The following is a 20336-nucleotide window of genomic DNA, read 5'->3' on the forward strand; positions in this document are numbered from 1 at the left end:
GAGAAATTTCGGCAGGATGAAACGGGAAAGGCCCGTGATGATCTGCCCCACAGGAGAGACCGCTAATGAAAGCCCGCGTATACGTCATGTTGAAAAACGGTGTTCTGGACCCGCAAGGCGAGGCCGTGCGCCACGCGCTTGGCAGCCTTGGGTTTGATGGCGTGGATGGTGTGCGTCAGGGCAAGGTGATCGAGTTGGATCTGGCGGAAGGCACCACCGAAGCCACCGTGAACGAGATGTGCGAAAAGCTGCTCGCCAACACGGTGATCGAAAGCTACCAGGTGGAGATGGGCTGATGAAAGCGGCGGTCATTGTTTTTCCTGGCTCCAACTGTGACCGCGATCTCGCGGTGGCGTTTGAGCAGGCCGGTGCCGATGTCACCATGGTGTGGCACAAGGACACCGCATTGCCCGAGGGCATCGACATCGTGGGTGTGCCGGGCGGCTTCAGCTTTGGTGACTATCTGCGCTGTGGCGCGATTGCGGCCAACTCTCCGATCTGCCAATCCCTGATCCAGCACGCCGAGCGCGGCGGCTATGCGCTTGGGGTGTGCAACGGCTTTCAGATCCTGACCGAAACCGGCCTGCTGCCGGGCGCGCTGCGTCGCAATGCCGGGCTGAAATACATCTGCCGCACGGTTGGTCTGAACGTGGCCTCCGCGGACACGGCCTTCACATCCGGTTACAGCAAAGGCGACGTGGTGAACGTGCCGATTGCCCACCATGATGGTAATTATTTCGTGACGGATGAAAAGCTTGCGGAACTTCAGGCGGAAGACCGCATTGCTTTCACCTACACCGACAACCCGAATGGCTCGGTTGCGGATATTGCAGGTGTGGTCAGCAAGAACCGGCGCGTGCTTGGCATGATGCCGCACCCGGAGCGGGCGGCGGATATCGGCCATGGCGGCACCGACGGGGTGGCAATGTTCCGCGCGTTGGCGGATCAGTTCATGCTTGCCTGACTTGAGGCTAAGAGTTGAGCAGCGTAATGTTGAGCAATGACGCTGCCGACTTCTCGATCATATGACATGGCGCCTGCCACCCCCAGCGGGTGGCGAGCGCGTTTTGCTCTGATCATTATTGTTGTGGTTGCGGCAGCCACGATCTGGATCACCAACAGCTTCCTGACAGACCGGTTTACGGAAAACACGCGCAACCGTGCGGAGCTACGTCTGGCGCTCTATTCCGGTAACTTGCTGAGCGAGCTGCGCCGCAACGCGATTGTGCCGCAGCTTTTGGCAAAAGACCCTGAGCTGATCGGCGCTTTGGAATCACAGGACTTTTCCAGCTCGACCGCGCGCCTGATCAGCTTTGTTGACGAGATCGGCGCGGCCTCGCTTTTGCTTCTGGATGAAAGCGGGCGCACGGTGGCGGCCACAGATCGCACGCGGCTTGGCACGCTTTATCGCGATCAGCAGTTTTTCATCAACGCGCTGCGCTCCAACGCAACGCTGTTTACCACTGCTCGTGAAGAGACCGGGGCCTATCGTTTCATCTATTCGCGCCGGTTGGAAAGCCAGGGGGAGACCCTGGGTGTGATTGCCGTAGAGGTTGATCTGCACAAGTTTGAGCGGGCCTGGGCCGGGATTTCCGATGCGGTGCTGGTGACTGACAGCGAAGGCGTGATCATCCTTGCCAGCGAGCCGCGTTGGCGCGGGGCGACCGAGGAAGAAGCGCTGGCGCGTCAGCCTGCGCTTGGGGCGATTGAACGCGCCATCAAAGTGACCTCTGATTGGACGCAAGTGCCCGCGGATGCCTATCTGCAAGGGGAAGCGGTGATGCGCATGGGCGCGCGCATTCCATTCCGCGGCTGGCAGATGGCGAGCTTCACCACCTATGCCAGTGTGCGGGAAAAGGTGAATGCGGTTCTGGCGCTGGAGATCATGGGCTTTGCGATCCTGCTGGCCGTGGCGTTTTACGTGCTGGGGCGCAAGAGCGCCTCTCGCATGGTGTTTTTCCAGCGCGAAAGCGTGGAGCTGCGTCGGTTGAACCAGCGTTTGCAGCGCGAGATTGCAGAACGCGAGCGCATGCAGTTGAGCCTTGAGGTGGCGGAGCAAAGCCTCGCGCAGAGCTCCAAACTGGCCGCGCTTGGCGAAATGTCAGCGGCAGTGAGCCATGAGCTGAACCAGCCGCTGGCGGCGATGAAGACCTATCTGGCGGGCGCGCGTCTTCTAGTGCAGCGCAATCGCCCGGAAGAGGCGCTGACCTCGTTTCAGCGGATTGACGATCTGATTTCCCGGATGGGGTCGATCACCAAGCAGCTGAAATCCTATGCCCGCAAAGGCGGGGATGAGCTGCATGCGGTCGATATGGGGGATGCGGTGGCTTCCGCCCTGTCGATGATGGAGCCGCAGCTGCGCCAGCGTCAGGTGCAGATCAGCAAGATTGTGCCCTCAGAAACCGTCAAGGTGATGGGCGACCGGGTGCGGATTGAGCAGGTGATGATCAACCTCTTGCGCAATGCGCTGGACGCGACGGAGTCGGTGTCTGATCCGGAAATCGAGGTGCTTTTGGCGGTTGGAGAAACGGCGACGCTGACAGTGCGGGACAACGGGCCGGGGATCGAAGACCTCGACAGCTTGTTTGAGCCGTTCTTTACCACCAAGCAACCGGGAGACGGTGTCGGGCTGGGTCTCGCGATCTCTTCGGGCATCGTGAATGACCTTGGCGGGCGGCTTACAGCGCGCAATGGCGAGACACGGGGGGCTGTATTTGAAGTACAACTCCCTATCTTAAATGAAGATATAGAAGCAGCGGAGTGAACGCGTGGCTCAAGGAATGAAAATCGCAATCGTGGATGATGAACAGGACATGCGTCAGTCCATTAGCCAATGGTTGGCTCTGTCCGGCTATGACACGGAGACCTATGGCAGTGCAGAAGATGCGCTGAAGTCTCTGGGGGCGGATTACCCCGGGATTGTGATCAGCGACATCAAGATGCCCGGCATGGACGGGATGCAGTTCCTTAAGAAGCTGATGGGCACGGACAGTGCGTTGCCGGTGATCATGATCACCGGGCATGGGGACGTGCCGATGGCGGTGGAAGCCATGCGGGTGGGGGCGTTTGATTTCCTTGAGAAGCCTTTTAATCCCGACCGTATGACCCAACTGGCCAAGAAGGCCACCAATGCGCGCCGTCTGACGTTGGATGCCCGCGCGCTGCGTCGTGAGCTGAGCGATGGCGAGCAGATCATGGGCAAGCTGATTGGCGCAAGCCCGGTGATGACCCGCCTGAAAGAGGATATCCTAGATCTTGGGTTGGCCGATGGGCATGTGCTGATTGACGGGGAAACCGGCACCGGCAAAACGCTGGTGGCGCATGCGCTGCACGCTGTGGGCAGCCGCGGCGGGCGCAAATTTGTGCTGGTGAGTTGTGGCGCCTTCGAGGAAGAAGCGCTGGCCAAACGTCTGTTTGGGCCGATGAACCCGGAAGACAGCCAGTTGCCCGCCGTCGAGGAAGCGCGCGGCGGTACGCTGGTGCTGGAAGATATCGAAAGCCTGAGTGACAGCCTGCAGGCGAAATTACTCAATGTTATCAATGAGCAGGGCACCCCAGCTGAGACGCGAATCATTGCGATCTGCAATATGCAGGAGCAGGACCGCACCTGCGAAGATGCGCTGCGTCCGGATCTGTTTTACCGTCTGGCTGCGTTGCGGATCACTGTGCCGCCATTGCGTCAGCGGGGCGAAGACATCCTGTCGCTGTTCACGCGGCTGTCGGAGCAGTTCAGCGAGGAATACGGCTGTGATGCGCCCAAGGTCAGTGCGCAGGAGGCGGCGCAGCTGCTTCAGGCGCCATGGCCGGGCAACGTGCGCCAGCTGATCAATCTGGCGGAACGCGCGGTGCTGCAGAGCCGTCGTGGTGGTGGCACCATTGCGTCTCTACTGATGAACGATCACGAGGAAATGCAGCCGGTGGTGACCACCGAGGGCAAACCGCTGAAGGAATACGTCGAAGCCTTTGAGCGCATGCTGATTGACAACACTATGCGCCGCCATCGCGGCTCGATTGCGGGTGTCATGGAGGAGCTGTGCCTTCCGCGCCGGACGTTGAACGAGAAGATGGCCAAATATGGCCTGCAGCGGGCCGACTATCTCTAGGGATCATTACACGCCGTTAGGAATTTTGAACGCCACATGACCGAAGAGGGATTGTGGCGTTTGTATTTGTTTGCAATGGGTTGCGCAGCGCAACTTCACGTATTTCCTGCCTCAAAGGTGTTTTCAAATGACCGAGTTTCTGTCACGCCCCGCCGCGTTTCTTTTTGATATGGACGGGCTGCTGCTGGACACGGAGCGCATGTTTATGCAGGCGTTTGTGACTTTGACCTCGGAAATCGGCATTGCGGCGGAGCGTGCAGAGGCGTTTTTTGCCACGCTGGTTGGCTCTTCCAGTGCACACACTACGGCGAGATTGGTGGAGTTCTTGCCTGAGGGGATCGATTTTGCGGCCTTTGATCAGGCCTGGCGCGGATTGCATCGGGAAAACGCGCGTGCCGGATTGCCGGTGAAGGCACATGCGCGCGAGATCTTGACGGCCATTCGCGCCACGCAAATTCCTGTGGCTGTGGTGACATCAACCAATGCGGAAACGGCGCATCATCATCTGGATCAGGCGGGGTTGCTGCCGTTTTTTGAAACCGTCTGTGCAGGCGATGAGGTGGCCGCGAACAAGCCCGACCCTGCGCCTTATCTGGAAGCGGCGCGGCGGCTTGGTGTGGCTGCCTCCGATTGCGTGGCCTTTGAGGACAGCGATATGGGCACAACCGCGGCGGTGCGGGCAGGGTGTCACACCTTTCAGGTGCCTGATGTGCGTCCCGCTGACCAACCACTGCCAAATCTTGGGCAGGTGATCGTGCCAGACCTCGGAGAAGCGGCGCGGCGCATCTCTGTGTTGCAGCACGCCTTTGCATAAGCATTGAGTCGGCGCGCAGTGGCTTGTGGATAACTCGGGTGCCGGAGGTTCGATTTGCACGGCTCAAAGGGTTAATAAGGACTTAAGCCCGCAAGTTCCGGTGCCGCGAAAATATACCGAATTTCAAGGAATTTAGAGCAAAGCGCCGGGATATCCACAGCGTGGCGCGATTGGCCATTGTAATCTGGTCGGGCTTGGTCTTATGTAGTTTGACGGCAGGTGAATTTTTCATCGCCGCATGAGTTTCGCTGTTTGGCGCGTTTCAAACGGTCCGCAAAGCCCAAGAGGCACGGGATCGGCGCATCAGACAGACCGATTGGATCTGGAGACAGATCAATAGAGATGCCCGCACCGCTGTTGCGGAGGGCTTAGAACAGGCGCAGACGCGGCAATCATTGCCCGCTGTGTCGGAGAAGAAACGCGATGAAGCGCGCGATTGATTTGAGAGACCGAGTGGGGGCCGCAAGCGGCACCATCGGCGGCGCGCATCCCCTCGCTCTGACAAGACACCCCCTGCAACGTTACTGGCCTGATCCTCCGGGAGGGTCACGGCGCTTGTGTGGGTGCACACGGAAAACATGGCTAAGAAAATGCTCATCGATGCCACCCACGCGGAGGAAACCCGCGTCGTGGTGGTTGACGGAAACAAGGTTGAGGAGTTCGACTTTGAATCCGAAAACAAGCGGCAGCTCGCCGGCAACATCTATCTTGCAAAAGTAACACGGGTTGAGCCGTCGCTTCAGGCGGCTTTTGTGGACTATGGCGGAAACCGTCATGGCTTCCTTGCGTTCTCGGAAATCCATCCTGACTACTACCAGATCCCCGTGGCGGACCGTGAGGCGCTGCTGGAAGAAGAGCGCGCCTATGCTGAGGCGATGAAGGCGCGCGATGAGGATGAGGAGAAGCCGAAATCCCGTTCGCGTTCGCGCAGCCGCTCCCGCCGCAAGAAGGGCGAGGATCAGGTTGCCGGTGAGGCACAGACCACAGAGACCAACGAGGCCTCTGTTGAGGCGGAAACGCCGGTAGAGGCCGCCGCAGAGGCCCCCATGGCGGAGATTTCCGGCATGGAGACCATCGATCTGGTGGAAGATGCTGGCGATGATCCTGAAGAGGGTCTGTCCCCTATGGAGCTGGTGGAGGACACACCGGTTGAGGAGCCAACAGAGGCGTCTGATGCGGCAGAGGATGCGGGCGCAGATGCGCCTGCGGAAGAAGCTGAAGCAAGTGATGCGGCTGAAGACGCAACTGCAGAAGACGCTGAGGCGGCTGCCGAGGACACGGCTGAAGAAGTTTCTGAGGACGTAGCCGAAGAACCTGCTGGAGCGTCTGAGAGCGAGAGCGCAGAAGCAGACGAGTCTGGCAAAGACAGCGGTGGCAAGACCATGGCTGCTAACACTGAGGGCGAAGACGCCGTTGTTTCCAAAGATCCTGAAACAGGTGAGGAAACCGAGACAGAAGCCAACACCGGTGAAGACGCGGCTGAAGAAGCTCCTGCTGCTGAGGCAGAGGCAGACGCAGAAGATGCGGCTGTTGAGACCGTTGAAGCGGACGCAGTAGAGGCGGAGGCACCTGAGGCCGAAGCGGCTGAGGCTGAGACCGCTGAAGCGGATGCAGCAGAAGAGATTGCTGCGGAAGATGCTCCAGCGGAAGAAAGCGCTGAAGAAGCGCCGGCTGAAGAGGCTGCCGCTGAGTCTGACTCACCAGAGGCGGCTGCAGAAGAGGCATCTGACGCGGAAACTGCTGATGAAGCTGCGGACGAGTCTGAGGCAGAGAGCGATGAGTCTTCTGATGAAGATGACGACGAGGACAGCGAAGACAACGGCAAGAAAAACGGCCGTCGCCGCTCCCGCCGTCGTGGCAAACGCTCTGATGCGGCCGAAAAAGACGAGAACATCGAATCTGTCGCGGATGATGATGACAGCGATGACATTCGCCCACCCCGCAAGCCACGACCACGCCGCTACAAGATCCAGGAAGTGATCAAAGTGCGCCAGATCATGCTGGTGCAGGTGGTGAAAGAAGAGCGCGGCAACAAAGGCGCGGCGTTGACGACCTATCTGTCGCTGGCGGGCCGGTATTGCGTGCTGATGCCAAACACCGCGCGTGGTGGTGGCATTTCGCGCAAGATCACCAACGCTGCTGACCGCAAGAAGCTCAAAGAGATTGCGAGTGAGATCGACGTGCCACAGGGTGCGGGTCTGATCGTGCGCACAGCCGGTGCGAAACGCACCAAGAGCGAGATCAAGCGTGACTATGAATATCTGCAGCGCCTGTGGGAGCAGATCCGCGAGCTGACGCTGAAATCCATTGCGCCTGCGAAAATCTATGAAGAAGGCGACCTGATCAAACGTTCGATCCGTGATCTCTATTCACGTGAGATCGACGAGGTTCTGGTGGAAGGCGAGCGCGGCTATCGCATCGCCAAGGACTTCATGAAGATGATCATGCCGTCCCACGCCAAGAACGTGAAACAGTATCAGGACGCGCTGCCGCTGTTTGCGCGCTATCAGGTGGAAAGCTACCTGTCGGGCATGTTCAACCCGACTGTGCAGCTGAAATCTGGCGGCTATATCGTGATCGGTGTCACGGAAGCGCTGGTGGCAATTGACGTGAACTCCGGCCGGGCCACCAAAGAAGGCTCGATTGAAGAGACCGCGCTAAAGACAAACCTTGAGGCCGCGGAAGAAGTGGCACGCCAGCTGCGTCTGCGCGATCTGGCCGGTCTGATCGTGATCGACTTCATCGATATGGATGAGCGCAAGAACAACACAGCGGTTGAGAAGCGTCTGAAAGACAAGCTGAAAACCGACCGTGCGCGCATACAGGTGGGCCGTATCTCGGGCTTTGGCCTTTTGGAGATGTCCCGTCAGCGTTTGCGCCCGGGCATGATCGAGGCGACCACACAGCCGTGTCCGCATTGCCATGGCACCGGTCTGATCCGCTCTGATGACAACCTCGCGCTGTCGATCCTGCGTCAGCTGGAAGAAGAGGGCACCCGTGGCCGCTCTCGCGAAGTGCTGGTGAAAGCGCCGGTGGCGATTGCCAACTATCTGATGAACCAGAAGCGTGAGCATATCGCGCAAATCGAAGCGCGCTATGGCCTGTCCGTGCGTGTGGAAGGTGATCCTGCGCTGGTGTCTCCGGACTTCACCATCGAGAAGTTCAAGACCGCGACCCGTGTGGTGCCTGAGCCAAGCGCGCCGGTTGTCTCTGCTGATATGTCCATCATGGACGCGATTGACGAAGCTGAGGTTGAAGAGGCCGAAGAGGCGACCACTGCCGCTGAGGGGGCCGCCCCAGAGGATGGGGAGGCGAAACCGAAGAAGCGCCGCCGTCGTCGTCGCCGTCGTCGTGGCGGGTCTGACAACGCGGATGGTGACGCGAACGGCAACGACAACGCGTCGGACGAAAACGCAGAGGCCTCTGACAACGCGGATGCTGAGGCGAAAACCGACGAAGCGCCTGCAGAGGATGCAGAGGCGGAAGAGAAGCCCAAGAAGCGCTCTCGTAATCGTCGCAGCCGCTCCCGTGGCAAGAAGGCAGATGCAGAGACCAACGCAGACGTCGAAGCGCCAACTGAGGAGGCATCCGCTGAGGAAGCTGCGCCGGTAGAAGCTGAGACTGAGGCTGTGGTCGAGGCGGACGCGGCAGAGGTTGAAGCGCCAGAATCTGAGGCTGTTGAGGCCGTCGAAGAGGCGCCAGCACCTGCAGAAGAGCCCGCTGAGGACGCTGCCCCTGTGGTTGAAGAGACTGCAGAGCCAGTTGCCGAGACAGTTGTGGAAGAGGTGGCAGAAGAGCCTGCACCGGAGGCCACACCTGAGCCCGAGCCAGCGGTGTCGGAGGTGGCTCCAGAGCCTACCGCACCCCCCAAGCCAAAGCGGCGTGGCTGGTGGTCACGAGGCTGATAATTGAGAGACGCCGGGGTTCGCCCCGGCGTTTTCTTTTTGGATTGCGCTTTGACTTTATGTGAGCTTTGATCGCCAACGTGCTGAATTGACGTGTGAAACCTCTTTTTTAGGCTTCGATATTTCAAGCTTGAAAAAAATTTCGTCTGCTTATTGACGGAAAGGGGGCTGAGCGCTCAAGGTTTGGTAACAGGATAAAAAGCGATAGGGAGCGAAGCGATGTTTTTAAGGACGGCGGTTTTGGCTGCGTCGACGGCCCTTTTGGGCGCCATGGCGCAGGCAGATGTGAAGGTTGGGATGATCACCACTTTGTCCGGTGGCGGTGCCGGGCTTGGTATTGATGTGCGCGACGGATTTATGCTGGCGGTCAAGCAGGCCGGACGCGATGATCTGGAGGTTGTCATCGAGGATGACCAGCGCAAGCCGGATGTGGCAGTGCAGCTGGCCGACAAGATGATCCAATCTGAAAAGGTCGATGTATTGACCGGGATTATCTGGTCCAACCTCGCCATGGCCGTAGTGCCAGCCGCAACTGCGCAGGGCAAATTCTACCTCTCGCCAAATGCGGGCCCATCCCCATTGGCGGGCAAGGGCTGTCATCCGAACTACTTCAACGTGGCTTGGCAGAATGACAACCTGCATGAGGCAGCCGGGGCCTATGCCAATGATGCGGGCCTGAAAAACAGCTTCATCCTTGCGCCGAACTATCCGGCGGGCAAAGACGCGCTCACGGGCTACAAACGCATGTTTGGCGGCGAATTGGCGGGCGAGCTTTACACCAAGCTGGGCCAGACGGACTATGCGGCAGAGATTGCGCAGATCCGGGCGAGCGGCGCGGACAGCGTGTATTTCTTCCTGCCGGGCGGCATGGGGATTTCCTTCTTGAAGCAATATGCCGCGAGCGGCGTGGATCTGCCATTGGTGGGCCCTGCGTTCAGCTTTGATCAGGGCATTCTGCAAGCGGTGGGTGACGCGGCATTGGGCGTCAAAAACACCAGCCAATGGAACAAGGACATCGACAATGCGGCCAACGCGGCCTTTGTGGAGACCTTCCAGGCAGAATACGGGCGTCTGCCATCGCTTTATGCAAGCCAGGGCTTTGACACGGCAAATCTGTTGATCTCGGCCATGGGCAAAGCGGATGTGGCGGATGCGGATGCCTTCCGGGCGGCGCTGAAAGCGGCGGAGTTCGACTCCGTGCGCGGGGATTTTGCCTTTGGCGACAACCACCATCCGATCCAGGACATTTATGTGCGCGAAGTGATCAAAGAGGGGGATGTGTTCACCAATAAGATCATCGCGACCGGCCTGTCTGATCATGCCGATGCCTATGCGGCCGAGTGTAAGATGTAAGAGACCTTGGGGAAGGCTCGCGGGCCTTCCCCAATGATGTTCCAAGCGCAGGAAATGGTTGCGCTTTGGTGGGTAAATTTCTGATAGATATGACTTTCTGCCATGGGCAGAGCTGCGCTTAGGACCGGCGCGGGGTGGGGCAATGACAACTCTTCTATTCATAGAACAGCTGCTGAACGGGCTTCAGTTTGGCGTGATGCTGTTTCTGATGAGCGCCGGTTTGACGCTGGTGTTTGGCGTCATGGGGCTGATCAATCTGGCGCATGGCTCGCTCTATATGATCGGGGCTTTTGCAGCGGCAGCGGTGGCTGCGGCGACAGGATCTTTTCTGCTCGCGCTTATGGCTTCGCTGGCGGCGGCTGCATTGGCGGGGGCGTTGATTGAGCTGACGATCATCCGGCGGCTCTATGATCGGGACCATCTGGATCAGGTGTTGGCGACCTTTGCGCTGATCCTGATTTTCTCGGAAGGCACGCGCTGGCTGTTTGGCTCTTTCCCGCTGTTTCTGGATGTGCCTGCGGCGCTTTCAGGGCCGGTCACCTTGCCCGGCGGGATTCAGTATCCGGCCTATCGTTTGACCATCATTCTGGTTGGGCTGGCTGTGGCGGTGGGCATGTTTGCCCTGATCAACCGCACGCGGTTGGGCATTCGCATTCGCGCAGGTGAGGCGGATCGGGAGATGATCGCCGCACTTGGGGTGGATATTGCCAAGCTTTACACCTTTGTTTTTGCCCTTGGCGCGGCTTTGGCGGGTTTTGCCGGTGCGCTTGTGGGCGCGATCCAATCGGTGCAGGTGGGCATGGGGGAGCCTGTGCTGATCCTGGCTTTTGTGGTGATTGTGATTGGCGGCATCGGCTCGATCAAAGGGGCTTTTGTGGGCGCGTTGCTGGTGGGGCTGACCGACACGCTGGGGCGGTTTTTGCTGCCGCAGATGTTTGCCCTGATTTTGGAGCCTTCGGCGGCGGTTTCTGTGGGCTCAGCTTTGGCGTCGATGCTGATTTACATCCTGATGGCCGGTGTTTTGATCTTCCGCCCGCGCGGACTTTACGGGGTGGCCTGAGATGACGCGAGAGACTTGGACAAACCTCGCTGCGTTGGCCGTTTTGGCGGGTGTACCGCTGTGGGCTTATGTGGCGGATGAGCCGTTTATCATCACACTGGCGACACGCGCGGCGATCTTTGCGCTGGCGGGTGTGGGGCTGAACCTCGCGCTGGGGCTTGGCGGGCTGGTGAGCCTTGGCCATGCGGCGTTTTTTGGGATCGGCGGCTACGCCATGGGCATATTGGCAAGCCATGCGCAGGCCTACGCGCCGTTGGCGGAATGGCCCTTCCTGATTGAGGGCACAGAATCCATGCCGGTGATCTGGCTGGTGGCGGTGGTTGCAAGCGCGCTTGCGGCGCTGGCCATCGGGGCGCTGAGCCTGCGCACCTCTGGCGTGTATTTCATCATGATCACCTTGGCCTTTGGGCAGATGATTTATTACTTCGCGATCAGCTGGCCTGCTTATGGCGGCGAGGACGGGCTGTCGATTTATGTGCGCAACGGGTTTCCGGGGCTGAATACACTCGATCCGATCCAGTTCTTTGGTCTGTGTTTCGCGGTGCTCTGTACGGTGCTGGTGCTGATGTGGCTGGTGCAGAATTCGGCTTTCGGGCTGGCGCTGAGCGCGGCGCGGCAGAATGAGACGCGGGTGCTGTCGGTGGGCATGGTGCCGTATCGTCTGCGGCTGGTGGCCTTTGTGATTTCCGGGGCGATCACCGGATTGGCGGGGGCACTTTTTGCCGATCTGAACCGCTTTGTCAGCCCCACGATGCTGAGCTGGCAGATGTCTGGTGAGATCATGATTTTCATCATCATTGGCGGAGTGGGTCGTCTGTTTGGACCGGTGATCGGCGCGATGGTGTTTATCCTGCTGGAGCACACGTTGGGCGGCCTGTCAGAGTTCTGGCATGTCTATCTGGGAGCGCTTCTGCTTGGCATCGTGCTCTTTGCCAAAGGCGGCGTGATTGGCGCGATTGCGGGGCGGGAGAAAGCACATGACTGAGGTGGTGCTGCGCGCGGAGCGGCTTTTCAAAAGTTTCGGAGCCTTGAAGGCCACAAACGATGTGTCGCTGGATTTGCGCAAAGGGGAGATCCATGCGCTGATCGGCCCGAACGGCGCGGGGAAATCCACGCTGATCCAGCAGATCACGGGGCATTTGGCGTCGGATAGTGGCGCTGTGGAGCTCATGGGCACGCCGCTCACCGGGCTTGGCCCGGCGCAGAGGGCGCAGTTGGGATTGGGGCGGACGTTTCAGATCAGCGCGCTGGCGATGGAACACACGGTTTTGCAAAATGTGGTGCTTGGCGCGCTGGGGCAGCGTGGCACCGTGATGCGGTTTTTCGGGCCCGTGATGAAGGACAAATCCCTGCTGGCAGCGGCCCATGAAGCGCTTGAGCAAGTGGGCTTGTCCGAGTTTGCCAGCACGCGCACAGCGGACCTGAGCCACGGGCAGCGGCGGCAGTTGGAGGTGGCTGTGGCGCTGACGCTGAAACCAAAAGTGTTTTTGATGGATGAGCCGATGGCGGGGCTGGGGCTGGAAGGGGCGCAGCAGATGATTGCGCTGCTGACTGAGCTGCGAAAGGCTGCGCCGATCCTGCTGATTGAGCATGATATGGATGCTGTTTTTGCGCTTGCAGATCGGATCAGCGTGTTGGTTTACGGGGAGATCATCGCCACAGGCACGCCGGAAGAGATCAAGGTGAACCCGGAAATCCGGCGCGCCTATCTGGGGGATGAGGTGCCGGCATGAGCCTTTTGACTGTGCAGAATGTTGCGGCGTTTTACGGGCCAAGTCAGGCGCTGTTTGATGTGTCACTTGATGTGGCCGAAGGCGAGGTGATTGCGCTGATGGGGCGCAATGGCATGGGCAAAAGCACCACGGTGAAAGTGATCTGCCGGATGCTGGCGCAGTCTGCCGGGCAGGTTAGTTTCGCGGATCAGAACATCGGCGCCTTGCCGTCACATAAGGCGGCGCGGCTCGGCATCGGCTTGGTGCCGGAGGGACGGCGCTGTTTTGCAAATTTGTCGGTGCATGAGAACCTGATCGCCGCTGCGCGCAAGGGCGCTTGGGATTTTGCCGCCGTTTGCGCGCTGTTTCCGCGACTGGAAGAACGGCGCGATCAACTGGCCGCCTCACTGTCTGGCGGCGAGCAGCAGATGCTGGCCATCGGGCGCGCTTTGATGACCAACCCCAAGCTGCTCATTCTGGATGAGGCCACTGAGGGGCTTGCGCCGGTGATCCGTCAGGAAATCTGGGCGGCGATTGCCAAGCTCAAGGCGGAAACCGGCATGGCGATCATTGCGATAGACAAGTCGCTGCGTGAGCTGGGACAGGTGGCGGACCGTGCGGTCATCCTAGAAAAGGGGCGCACGGTCTGGAGTGGGGCTTTTGAAACCTTGGGTGCGGAAGAAACAGATCGCTATCTGGGCGTCTAAAACTTAGTCCAACAAATTTGCAACGCCTGAAAATAGTCACATAGACCAGCCCCTGACCCTGGGTGAGGGAGAAGCCCCCTCCCGTCAAACCAAAGGTTTGCCTTCGGCAAAACGGGGAGGGTCGGGGGCTGGTCGGCTTCGCCTCTCAAGGGAGGGGCGAGACCGGCTGAGTCAGATTTTGAGGCTCCGCTTAGGGTTTCACCTTTGGAAGCTTGGGCGCGGATTTGTCCAGCGCGAGCTCTGCATCTGAGAAGGTCCAGGGGCCGCGCACGCCTTTGACGCCATCGGCCTCAATCACCATGCCGCGTGCTTGGATCTGGGGATCGTTGAGCGTGTCGGCCACCGCGTTGATCGGCCCTGCGGGCACGGTGGCTGCCTCAAGCGCTGAGAGCAGATCGGCAGCGGACCATTTGGTGGTTTCAGCTTCGATTTCCGCGGTGAGCGCGTCGCGGTTCGTGACCCGCAGTTGGTTGGTGGCGTAGGCCGGATTGTCGCCAAGATCGCCACGGCTGAGCACACCACAGAGGCGCTGAAACTGCCCGTCATTGCCCACGGCAATGTTGATGTGGCCGTCGGACGTTGGCACCACCTGATAAGGCGCGATATTGGGGTGGGCGTTGCCCTTGCGCGTGGGGCTTTTGCCGGTGGCAAGGTAATTCATCGCCTGATTGGCCAGCAGCGCGGTGGCACAATCCAGAAGAGACATATCGATATGCTGGCCGCGCCCGGTGGTGTGGCGCTGCTCCACAGCGGCGAGAATGCCGATGGTGCCGTAGAGACCGGTCACCACATCGGTGACCGCAACGCCGACCTTCTGCGGCTGGCGCTCCGGCTCTCCGGTGATCGACATCAAGCCGGACATGCCCTGGATCATGAAATCATAGCCGGCACGGGAGGCATAGGGGCCGGTCTGGCCAAAGCCGGTGATGGAGCAATAGATCAGGCGGGGATTGATCTTGGCGAGGCTGTCGTAGTCCAGCCCGTATTTTTTGAGCCCGCCGACTTTGAAATTTTCGATCAGAATGTCGGCGTCTTTGATCAGCTCCAGCACCTGCGCGCGGCCTTCCTCGGTGCGGAAATCGGCAACGACGGAGGTTTTGCCCCGGTTGGCGGCATAGAAATAAGCAGCGGTTTTGTCACCGTCCCGTTCGATGAAGGGCGGGCCCCAGGTGCGGGTGTCATCCCCCTGAGGGGCCTCGACTTTAATCACCTCAGCGCCAAGATCGGCAAGGGATTGCCCGATCCATGGACCAGCAAGAATACGTGCGAGTTCAACAACTTTGAGACCGTGTAGTGGGGGCATTGGGGGCCTTTATCATTCTGGGCCAAGCTGTGTTAAACTGGCCGTCATATGCGCCGCCTTCGGCGGTGTTGCGGTCTAACAATTTGCAAAAACCCTGAAAAGGCAAGGGTATAGAATTTTTGCGACGTCGCGGACTTTTGCCGGCATTGGCTTGACCTTACAGGCGCGCGGCGCATTGTGGGCCGCAAAGAAGACACCCGCAAAATGCCCAGCCAAGGGCGCGAGGAAGGAGATCACATGGCCAAAGATCTGGCACCGCAGTCCAAACCGGAATTGGGATCATTCAACTGGGAAGATCCATTTCTGATCGAGAATCAACTTCTGGAAGATGAGCGCATGGTGCGTGATGCCGCGCGGGCGTATTGCGAAGAGAAGCTGGCGCCACGTGTCACCACAGCTTTTGAGAATGAAGAAACCGATCCGGCGATTTTTGCAGAGATGGGCGCGATGGGCCTGTTGGGCACCACCATTCCGGAAGAATACGGCGGGATCGGCTCCAGCTATGTGACCTACGGTCTGGTGGCGCGTGAGGTTGAGCGCGTGGACAGCGGCTATCGTTCGATGATGTCGGTACAAAGCTCGCTGGTGATGTATCCGATCTATGCCTATGGCAGCGAAGAGCAGCGCCAGAAGTATCTACCAAAGCTGGCCTCTGGCGAATGGATCGGGTGTTTTGGTCTGACCGAGCCGGATGCGGGCTCTGATCCTGCGGGCATGAAGACCACCGCGAAGAAAACTGACGGTGGCTACGTGCTGCACGGCTCCAAGATGTGGATCTCCAACGCGCCGATTGCGGATGTGTTTGTGGTCTGGGCCAAATCTGAGGCGCATGGTGGAAAGATCCGCGGCTTTGTGCTGGATAAGGGCACCAAGGGCCTGAGCGCGCCAAAAATCATGCATAAGGCCAGCCTGCGGGCCTCGATCACTGGTGAGATTGTTCTGGACAATGTTGAGGTCTCTGAGGATGCGTTGCTGCCGAATGCGGAAGGTCTCAAGGGGCCATTTGGCTGTCTCAATCGCGCGCGGTATGGCATTGCCTGGGGCGCGATGGGGGCGGCAGAGTATTGCTGGCATGCGGCACGCCAATATGGTCTGGACCGCAAGCAGTTCAACAAGCCGCTGGCACAGACCCAGCTGTTTCAGTTGAAGCTCGCAAACATGCAGACCGAGATTTCGCTGGGCCTGCAGGCGGCGCTACGTGTGGGGCGTCTGATGGATGAGGCGGAAGCTGCACCGGAAATGATCTCTCTGATCAAGCGCAACAACTGTGGCAAGGCGCTGGATATTGCGCGGATGTCGCGGGATATGCACGGCGGCAACGGCATCAGCCTTGAGTTTGGTGTGATCCGTCACATGGTGAACCTTGAGACCGTGAATACCTATGAAGGCACCCATGATGTACATGCGCTGATCCTTGGTCGGGCGCAGACTGGACTGCAGGCATTTTTCTGATTTTAATCAGTGCGTTGATGGATGAATTTGATGCGCGTCACTCACGGGTGGCGCGCATTTTTGCACGGAGGGTCTCTGTGCATTCTGCGTTATCATCCCCAGTGGCGGCATTGATCATCACGCCAAAGAGCTCCCGCGCCTGAGGCGGGTTATAGCGGCCAAGCCGCACGTCTTCGACGACAAGTGCCGGGTCCCGCGCCAGCGGGTCGCCGTAGCCACCTCCACCGGGGGTTTGCACATGCACCCGATCTCCGGGCGCAAGCGGGATGTCCTGTTCTTTGGACAGATGCTCGGGCGTGTAGGCCACGCCATCCTGCCAGACGGTGACGCGATTGATGCCGCCGTCACAGCCACCCAGCGCGCCTTGAGGGCCAAAGCGCCCGTGATCCATCACGAAGCTTGCCTTGGCATGGCCGCGGCGCAGCTCGATTTCATAATCAAGCCCAAAGCCGCCCCGTTGCGTGCCCGCGCCGCCGGAGCCTTCGTGCAGGGCATAGCGGTGATAGAGCACAGGGTAGGCCTGTTCCATGATTTCAATAGGCGGCGCTTTAGAGATGCCGATGGTTGAGCAGCCGTTGGCCAGCCCGTCATGGTCCGCATTGCCGCCATATCCGCCACCGGAAATCTGATACATCACATAGTCGCGCCCCTTTTCAGGATCATGCCCCCCCAGCGCAAAATTGCCGCTGGTGCCAGCGGGCGCGGCGGTGACACGGTCGGGCAGCGCGGGCACAAGCGCGGCAAAGACCGCTTCGGCGATGCGTTGGGAGACTTCGGCGGCGCAGCCTGAGACCGGGCGCGGGTAATTGGCATCCAGAAAGGTGTCCTCAATGCCCGTGACCGTGAAAGGCGCAAAAGCTCCGGCGTTCATTGGCACTTCGGGGTAGATGTGGCGCATGGCGAGATAGACCGCGCTGAGCGTGGTGGCGCGCACGGAATTCATCGGCCCCATACAGGGGGCGCTGCTGCCGCTGAAGTCAAAGGTCAGACCAGCGGCGTCGCGGGTGACCGCAAGCGCGATTTCAAGCGGGGTGTTCACCACGCCGTCGCTGTCGACATAGGCGGTGGCGCGGAAGTGGCCCGGCGCAATTTCATCAAGACAGCTGCGCATCTGGGTTTCGGCGCGGGCGCGTAGCTCTTTGATGGCAGTAGCAACCTGCGCATCCCCGTAGCGATCCAATAGTGCGCACAGGCGGTCCTGACCCACGAGCAGGGCGGCGGCCTGTGCCTGTACGTCGCCAATGCGCTGATCGGCCACGCGGATATTGGACTTGATGATCGAAAAGATTTCCTGATCCAAGACGCCCTGCTTGAAGAGTTTCACGGGGGGCAGGCGTAGGCCTTCTTGCTCCACTGCGGTGGCAGAGGCGGAGAAGCCGCCGGGAACCGCGCCGCCGGTGTCGGGCCAATGTCCTGTGTTGGACAGCCAGCAGAAGATCTTTCCATCGCGAAAGAGCGGCGTGGCAAAGCGCACGTCCATCAGATGTGTGCCGCCCAGATAGGGATCGTTCACGATGTAGATGTCGCCGGGCTCCGGGGCGGCCACGTCGCCTGCGGCAATCATCTCAACCAGTGTGCGGGTTGAATACTGCATGGTGCCGACAAAGACCGGAAGCCCTGCGTTGCCCTGTGCAATCAATGCCCCGTCGTCGGCGGCGTAGATACCATCGGAGCGGTCGTTGGCCTCAGCAATCACAGGGGAGAAGGCTGCGCGGGAAAAGCTGAGGTCCATCTCGTCGCAGACCTGTTGAAGCCCGGCCTGGATGACGGTCAGGGTGATCGGATCAACGGTCATGATGCGCTCCCGATGGTGATGATCAGATTGCCGTCTTCATCCGGTGTGGCTTGATCGCCGGGCGGGATGAGGACGGTGGTGTCGAGCTGTTCAATTACCGCCGGGCCGGTGAGGGTGAAGGAGGTGGGAAGGGCATCCCGCTCATAAACGGGTGTTGTGTGCCACCTGTCCTCAAAGAACACATCGCGGGTGCCGGTTTGGGCGGCCTGCAACGTGGGTTGCCGTTTGTTGGGGTCAAAGAGCAGGCTGAGATCCAGCGTTTCGCGGCGTCCGATCACAGAGCAATTGACGTTCACCACGGCGGCGTGGATGTCTTTCAAGGCGACATGAAAACGGTCGTTATAGGCTCTTTCAAAGAGCGCCTGCAGGGCGTCCTGCGCGATATAGGGGCTGGATAGGGGCACGCGAAGCAAGTGGGTTTGGCCGACAAACTGCATATCCAGTGAGTAGAGCGTGTCAATGTCTGTGATAGGCAGGTTTTCTCCTGAAATCAAACGCTTGCCGCGTGATGTTTGCGCGGTGAGTATCTCGGAGATTTCGTTGGGCTGCAGATCTTTGAGGGGCGTGTTGATGGTTTGCACAAAATCATGACGCAGATCAGCAACCACGCAGCCCAGCGCGTTGGTCAACCCGGGGCGCGCAGGCACAAGCACGCGGGGGATATTGAGTTCGCGCGCAAGAGCGCAGGCGTGCAGCGGACCAGCGCCGCCAAAGGCAAAGAGTGCAAAATCGCGGGGATCGGTGCCCAGTGAGAGCGAGACCATGCGGATGGCCCCGGCCATTTTGGTGTTGGCAACCTGGATCACGGCAGCGGCGGCCTGAGTGACGCTGCAGCCCAGCGCAGAGGCAATCTCGGTTTCAAAAATGCCTTCGACCGTCGCGCGTTGGGCCTCTCCGGTGATGGTGCTGAGGCCTGACGGGTTCAGCCGGCCAAGCAGCATGTTGGCGTCAGAGATGGTCGGGTCTGTGCCGCCCAGCCCGTAGCAGATCGGCCCCGGTGTTGCACCAGCGCTTTGCGGGCCGATGTCAAGCAAGCCGCCGCTGTTGATCTTGGCAATGGAGCCGCCGCCTGCGCCGACGGTGCGCACATCGACCATGGGTACATGGATGGGCATGCCGTATTCCACGTCGATTTCATTTGAGACCGAAGGCGTGGTGTCGCGGATCAAGGCAACGTCGGTGGAGGTGCCGCCCATATCATAGGTGATGACATTGGCGATGCCTGCCCGGCGGGCGGTGTAGGCGGAGGCCATAACGCCGGACGCGGGGCCGGACATCACGGTTTTGGCCGCCTCCTTGGCCACATGGACCGCGCTGACCATGCCGCCGTTGCCATTCATCACCAGCAGCTCACCGGGATAGCCTTTCTGGGCAAGAGTGGCGGCGAGCTTTTGCACATAACGATCCAGCAAAGGCTGCACAGAGGCATTCACGGCGGCGGTGACACCGCGCTCATATTCGCGGTTTTCCGAAAGAAGCTGGTGGCCCGCGGTGATGTAGCGGTTGGGCCAGAGGGACTGGATTTCGGCGATGGCCTCAAGCTCGTGCGCGGGGTTGGCGTAGGCGTGCAGGAAATGCACCACAATGGCCTCACATCCCGCATCCAGAAGCGTTTTGGCCGCTTCGCGAACGGCGGCTTTGTCCAGCGGGGTCAGAACATGGCCGCTGCTGTCCATGCGTTCCGGCACTTCAAGGCGCAGATCCCGTGGTATCAGGGGAGAGAAGGTGCCGTGCATCCCATAGGCTTGCGGGCGGGTGCGACGGCCCAGCTCCAGAATGTCGCGGAAACCCATGGTGGTTATTAGCCCGGTGCGGGCCAGTTGGCGCTCCAGAACCGCATTTGTCGTTGTGGTGGTGCCATGCACGATCAGGGAAAGATCTGCGGGGTTGCATCCGCCCGCGGCCAGGCTGTTGAGCACGCCCTCCGCCTGATTGGCGCGGGTGCTGGGCACTTTGGCGAGCTGTAGGCGCCCGTGCGCATCCAGCGCCACCAGATCGGTGAAGGTGCCGCCCACATCAATGCCGGCCACCGCCGCTTTGGGCGTCTGCATCGGCTCCGGAGCAGATTCGGGCAAAACGTGTCCTCCACGGCAAATTCATTTGCATACAAATGATGGAGGGCGCGGCTGGCC

15 protein-coding genes are annotated in these 20336 nt (G+C 59.9%); 12 read left to right on the plus strand and 3 right to left on the minus strand.

Going from position 1 to position 20336, the window contains the following annotated elements; genetic code table 11:
* Window positions 1-65: 65 nt before the first annotated feature.
* The 11 genes from purS (at window position 66) to J7399_RS12160 (ending at window position 13654) form a co-directional block, all read left to right on the plus strand.
* On the plus strand, window positions 66-296 hold the full coding sequence (gene purS, locus J7399_RS12110) for a phosphoribosylformylglycinamidine synthase subunit PurS (protein ID WP_209086495.1): 231 nt from the start codon (window positions 66-68) through the stop codon (window positions 294-296).
* The gene (gene purQ / locus J7399_RS12115) at window positions 296-964 is read left to right on the plus strand and encodes a phosphoribosylformylglycinamidine synthase subunit PurQ (RefSeq protein WP_209086497.1); all 669 of its coding nucleotides are present in this window, start codon (window positions 296-298) and stop codon (window positions 962-964) included. Before purS ends, purQ begins: the two co-directional genes overlap by 1 nt.
* A gap of 66 nt (window positions 965-1030) precedes the next feature.
* A complete protein-coding gene (locus tag J7399_RS12120; RefSeq protein ID WP_209062550.1) occupies window positions 1031-2764 on the plus strand; it encodes an ATP-binding protein in 1734 nt (577 codons plus the stop codon).
* Between the two features lie 4 nt (window positions 2765-2768).
* Window positions 2769-4103: a sigma-54 dependent transcriptional regulator gene (locus J7399_RS12125; RefSeq protein WP_209062552.1), complete on the plus strand. Its 1335-nt coding sequence runs from the start codon at window positions 2769-2771 to the stop codon at window positions 4101-4103.
* A 127-nt stretch (window positions 4104-4230) separates the two neighbouring features.
* Complete coding sequence (locus tag J7399_RS12130) at window positions 4231-4917, plus strand: HAD family phosphatase (protein ID WP_209086499.1); 687 nt, start codon at window positions 4231-4233, stop codon at window positions 4915-4917.
* Window positions 4918-5495: 578 nt separating this feature from the next.
* Complete coding sequence (locus J7399_RS12135) at window positions 5496-8822, plus strand: ribonuclease E/G (protein ID WP_247742871.1); 3327 nt, start codon at window positions 5496-5498, stop codon at window positions 8820-8822.
* A 219-nt stretch (window positions 8823-9041) separates the two neighbouring features.
* Window positions 9042-10175: an ABC transporter substrate-binding protein gene (locus tag J7399_RS12140; protein ID WP_209062556.1), complete on the plus strand. Its 1134-nt coding sequence runs from the start codon at window positions 9042-9044 to the stop codon at window positions 10173-10175.
* Window positions 10176-10317: 142 nt separating this feature from the next.
* Window positions 10318-11235 carry a branched-chain amino acid ABC transporter permease gene (locus J7399_RS12145; RefSeq protein ID WP_209086501.1) on the plus strand — a complete coding sequence of 306 codons (918 nt, stop codon included), beginning with the start codon at window positions 10318-10320 and terminating at the stop codon, window positions 11233-11235.
* Window position 11236: 1 nt separating this feature from the next.
* A complete protein-coding gene (locus J7399_RS12150; protein WP_209086503.1) occupies window positions 11237-12220 on the plus strand; it encodes a branched-chain amino acid ABC transporter permease in 984 nt (327 codons plus the stop codon).
* On the plus strand, window positions 12213-12968 hold the full coding sequence (locus J7399_RS12155; protein ID WP_209086506.1) for an ABC transporter ATP-binding protein: 756 nt from the start codon (window positions 12213-12215) through the stop codon (window positions 12966-12968). The genes J7399_RS12150 and J7399_RS12155 overlap by 8 nt, the downstream gene beginning before the upstream one ends.
* Window positions 12965-13654: an ABC transporter ATP-binding protein gene (locus J7399_RS12160; RefSeq protein ID WP_209086509.1), complete on the plus strand. Its 690-nt coding sequence runs from the start codon at window positions 12965-12967 to the stop codon at window positions 13652-13654. Before J7399_RS12155 ends, J7399_RS12160 begins: the two co-directional genes overlap by 4 nt.
* 190 nt (window positions 13655-13844) lie before the next feature.
* Here the strand turns inward: J7399_RS12160 and J7399_RS12165 are convergent, their stop codons facing one another.
* Complete coding sequence (locus J7399_RS12165) at window positions 13845-14957, minus strand: CaiB/BaiF CoA-transferase family protein (RefSeq protein WP_209086511.1); 1113 nt, start codon at window positions 14955-14957, stop codon at window positions 13845-13847.
* 237 nt (window positions 14958-15194) lie between these two features.
* Here J7399_RS12165 and J7399_RS12170 point away from each other — a divergent pair, with 237 nt between their 5' ends.
* Entirely contained in the window at window positions 15195-16409 is a 1215-nt protein-coding gene (locus tag J7399_RS12170; RefSeq protein WP_209086513.1) for an acyl-CoA dehydrogenase, read from the plus strand.
* 37 nt (window positions 16410-16446) lie between these two features.
* On the opposite strand, the gene J7399_RS12175 is transcribed toward J7399_RS12170, so the two are convergent.
* Window positions 16447-18204, minus strand: coding sequence for a hydantoinase B/oxoprolinase family protein (locus tag J7399_RS12175; protein ID WP_209086515.1), 1758 nt, complete (start codon window positions 18202-18204; stop codon window positions 16447-16449).
* Window positions 18201-20279, minus strand: a complete 2079-nt coding sequence (locus J7399_RS12180) for a hydantoinase/oxoprolinase family protein (RefSeq protein WP_348539462.1) — start codon at window positions 20277-20279, stop codon at window positions 18201-18203. Before J7399_RS12180 ends, J7399_RS12175 begins: the two co-directional genes overlap by 4 nt.
* Between the last annotated feature and the right edge of the window lie 57 nt (window positions 20280-20336).

It is taken from the genome of Shimia sp. R9_1 (assembly GCF_017743775.1).
GTDB lineage: Bacteria > Pseudomonadota > Alphaproteobacteria > Rhodobacterales > Rhodobacteraceae > Shimia.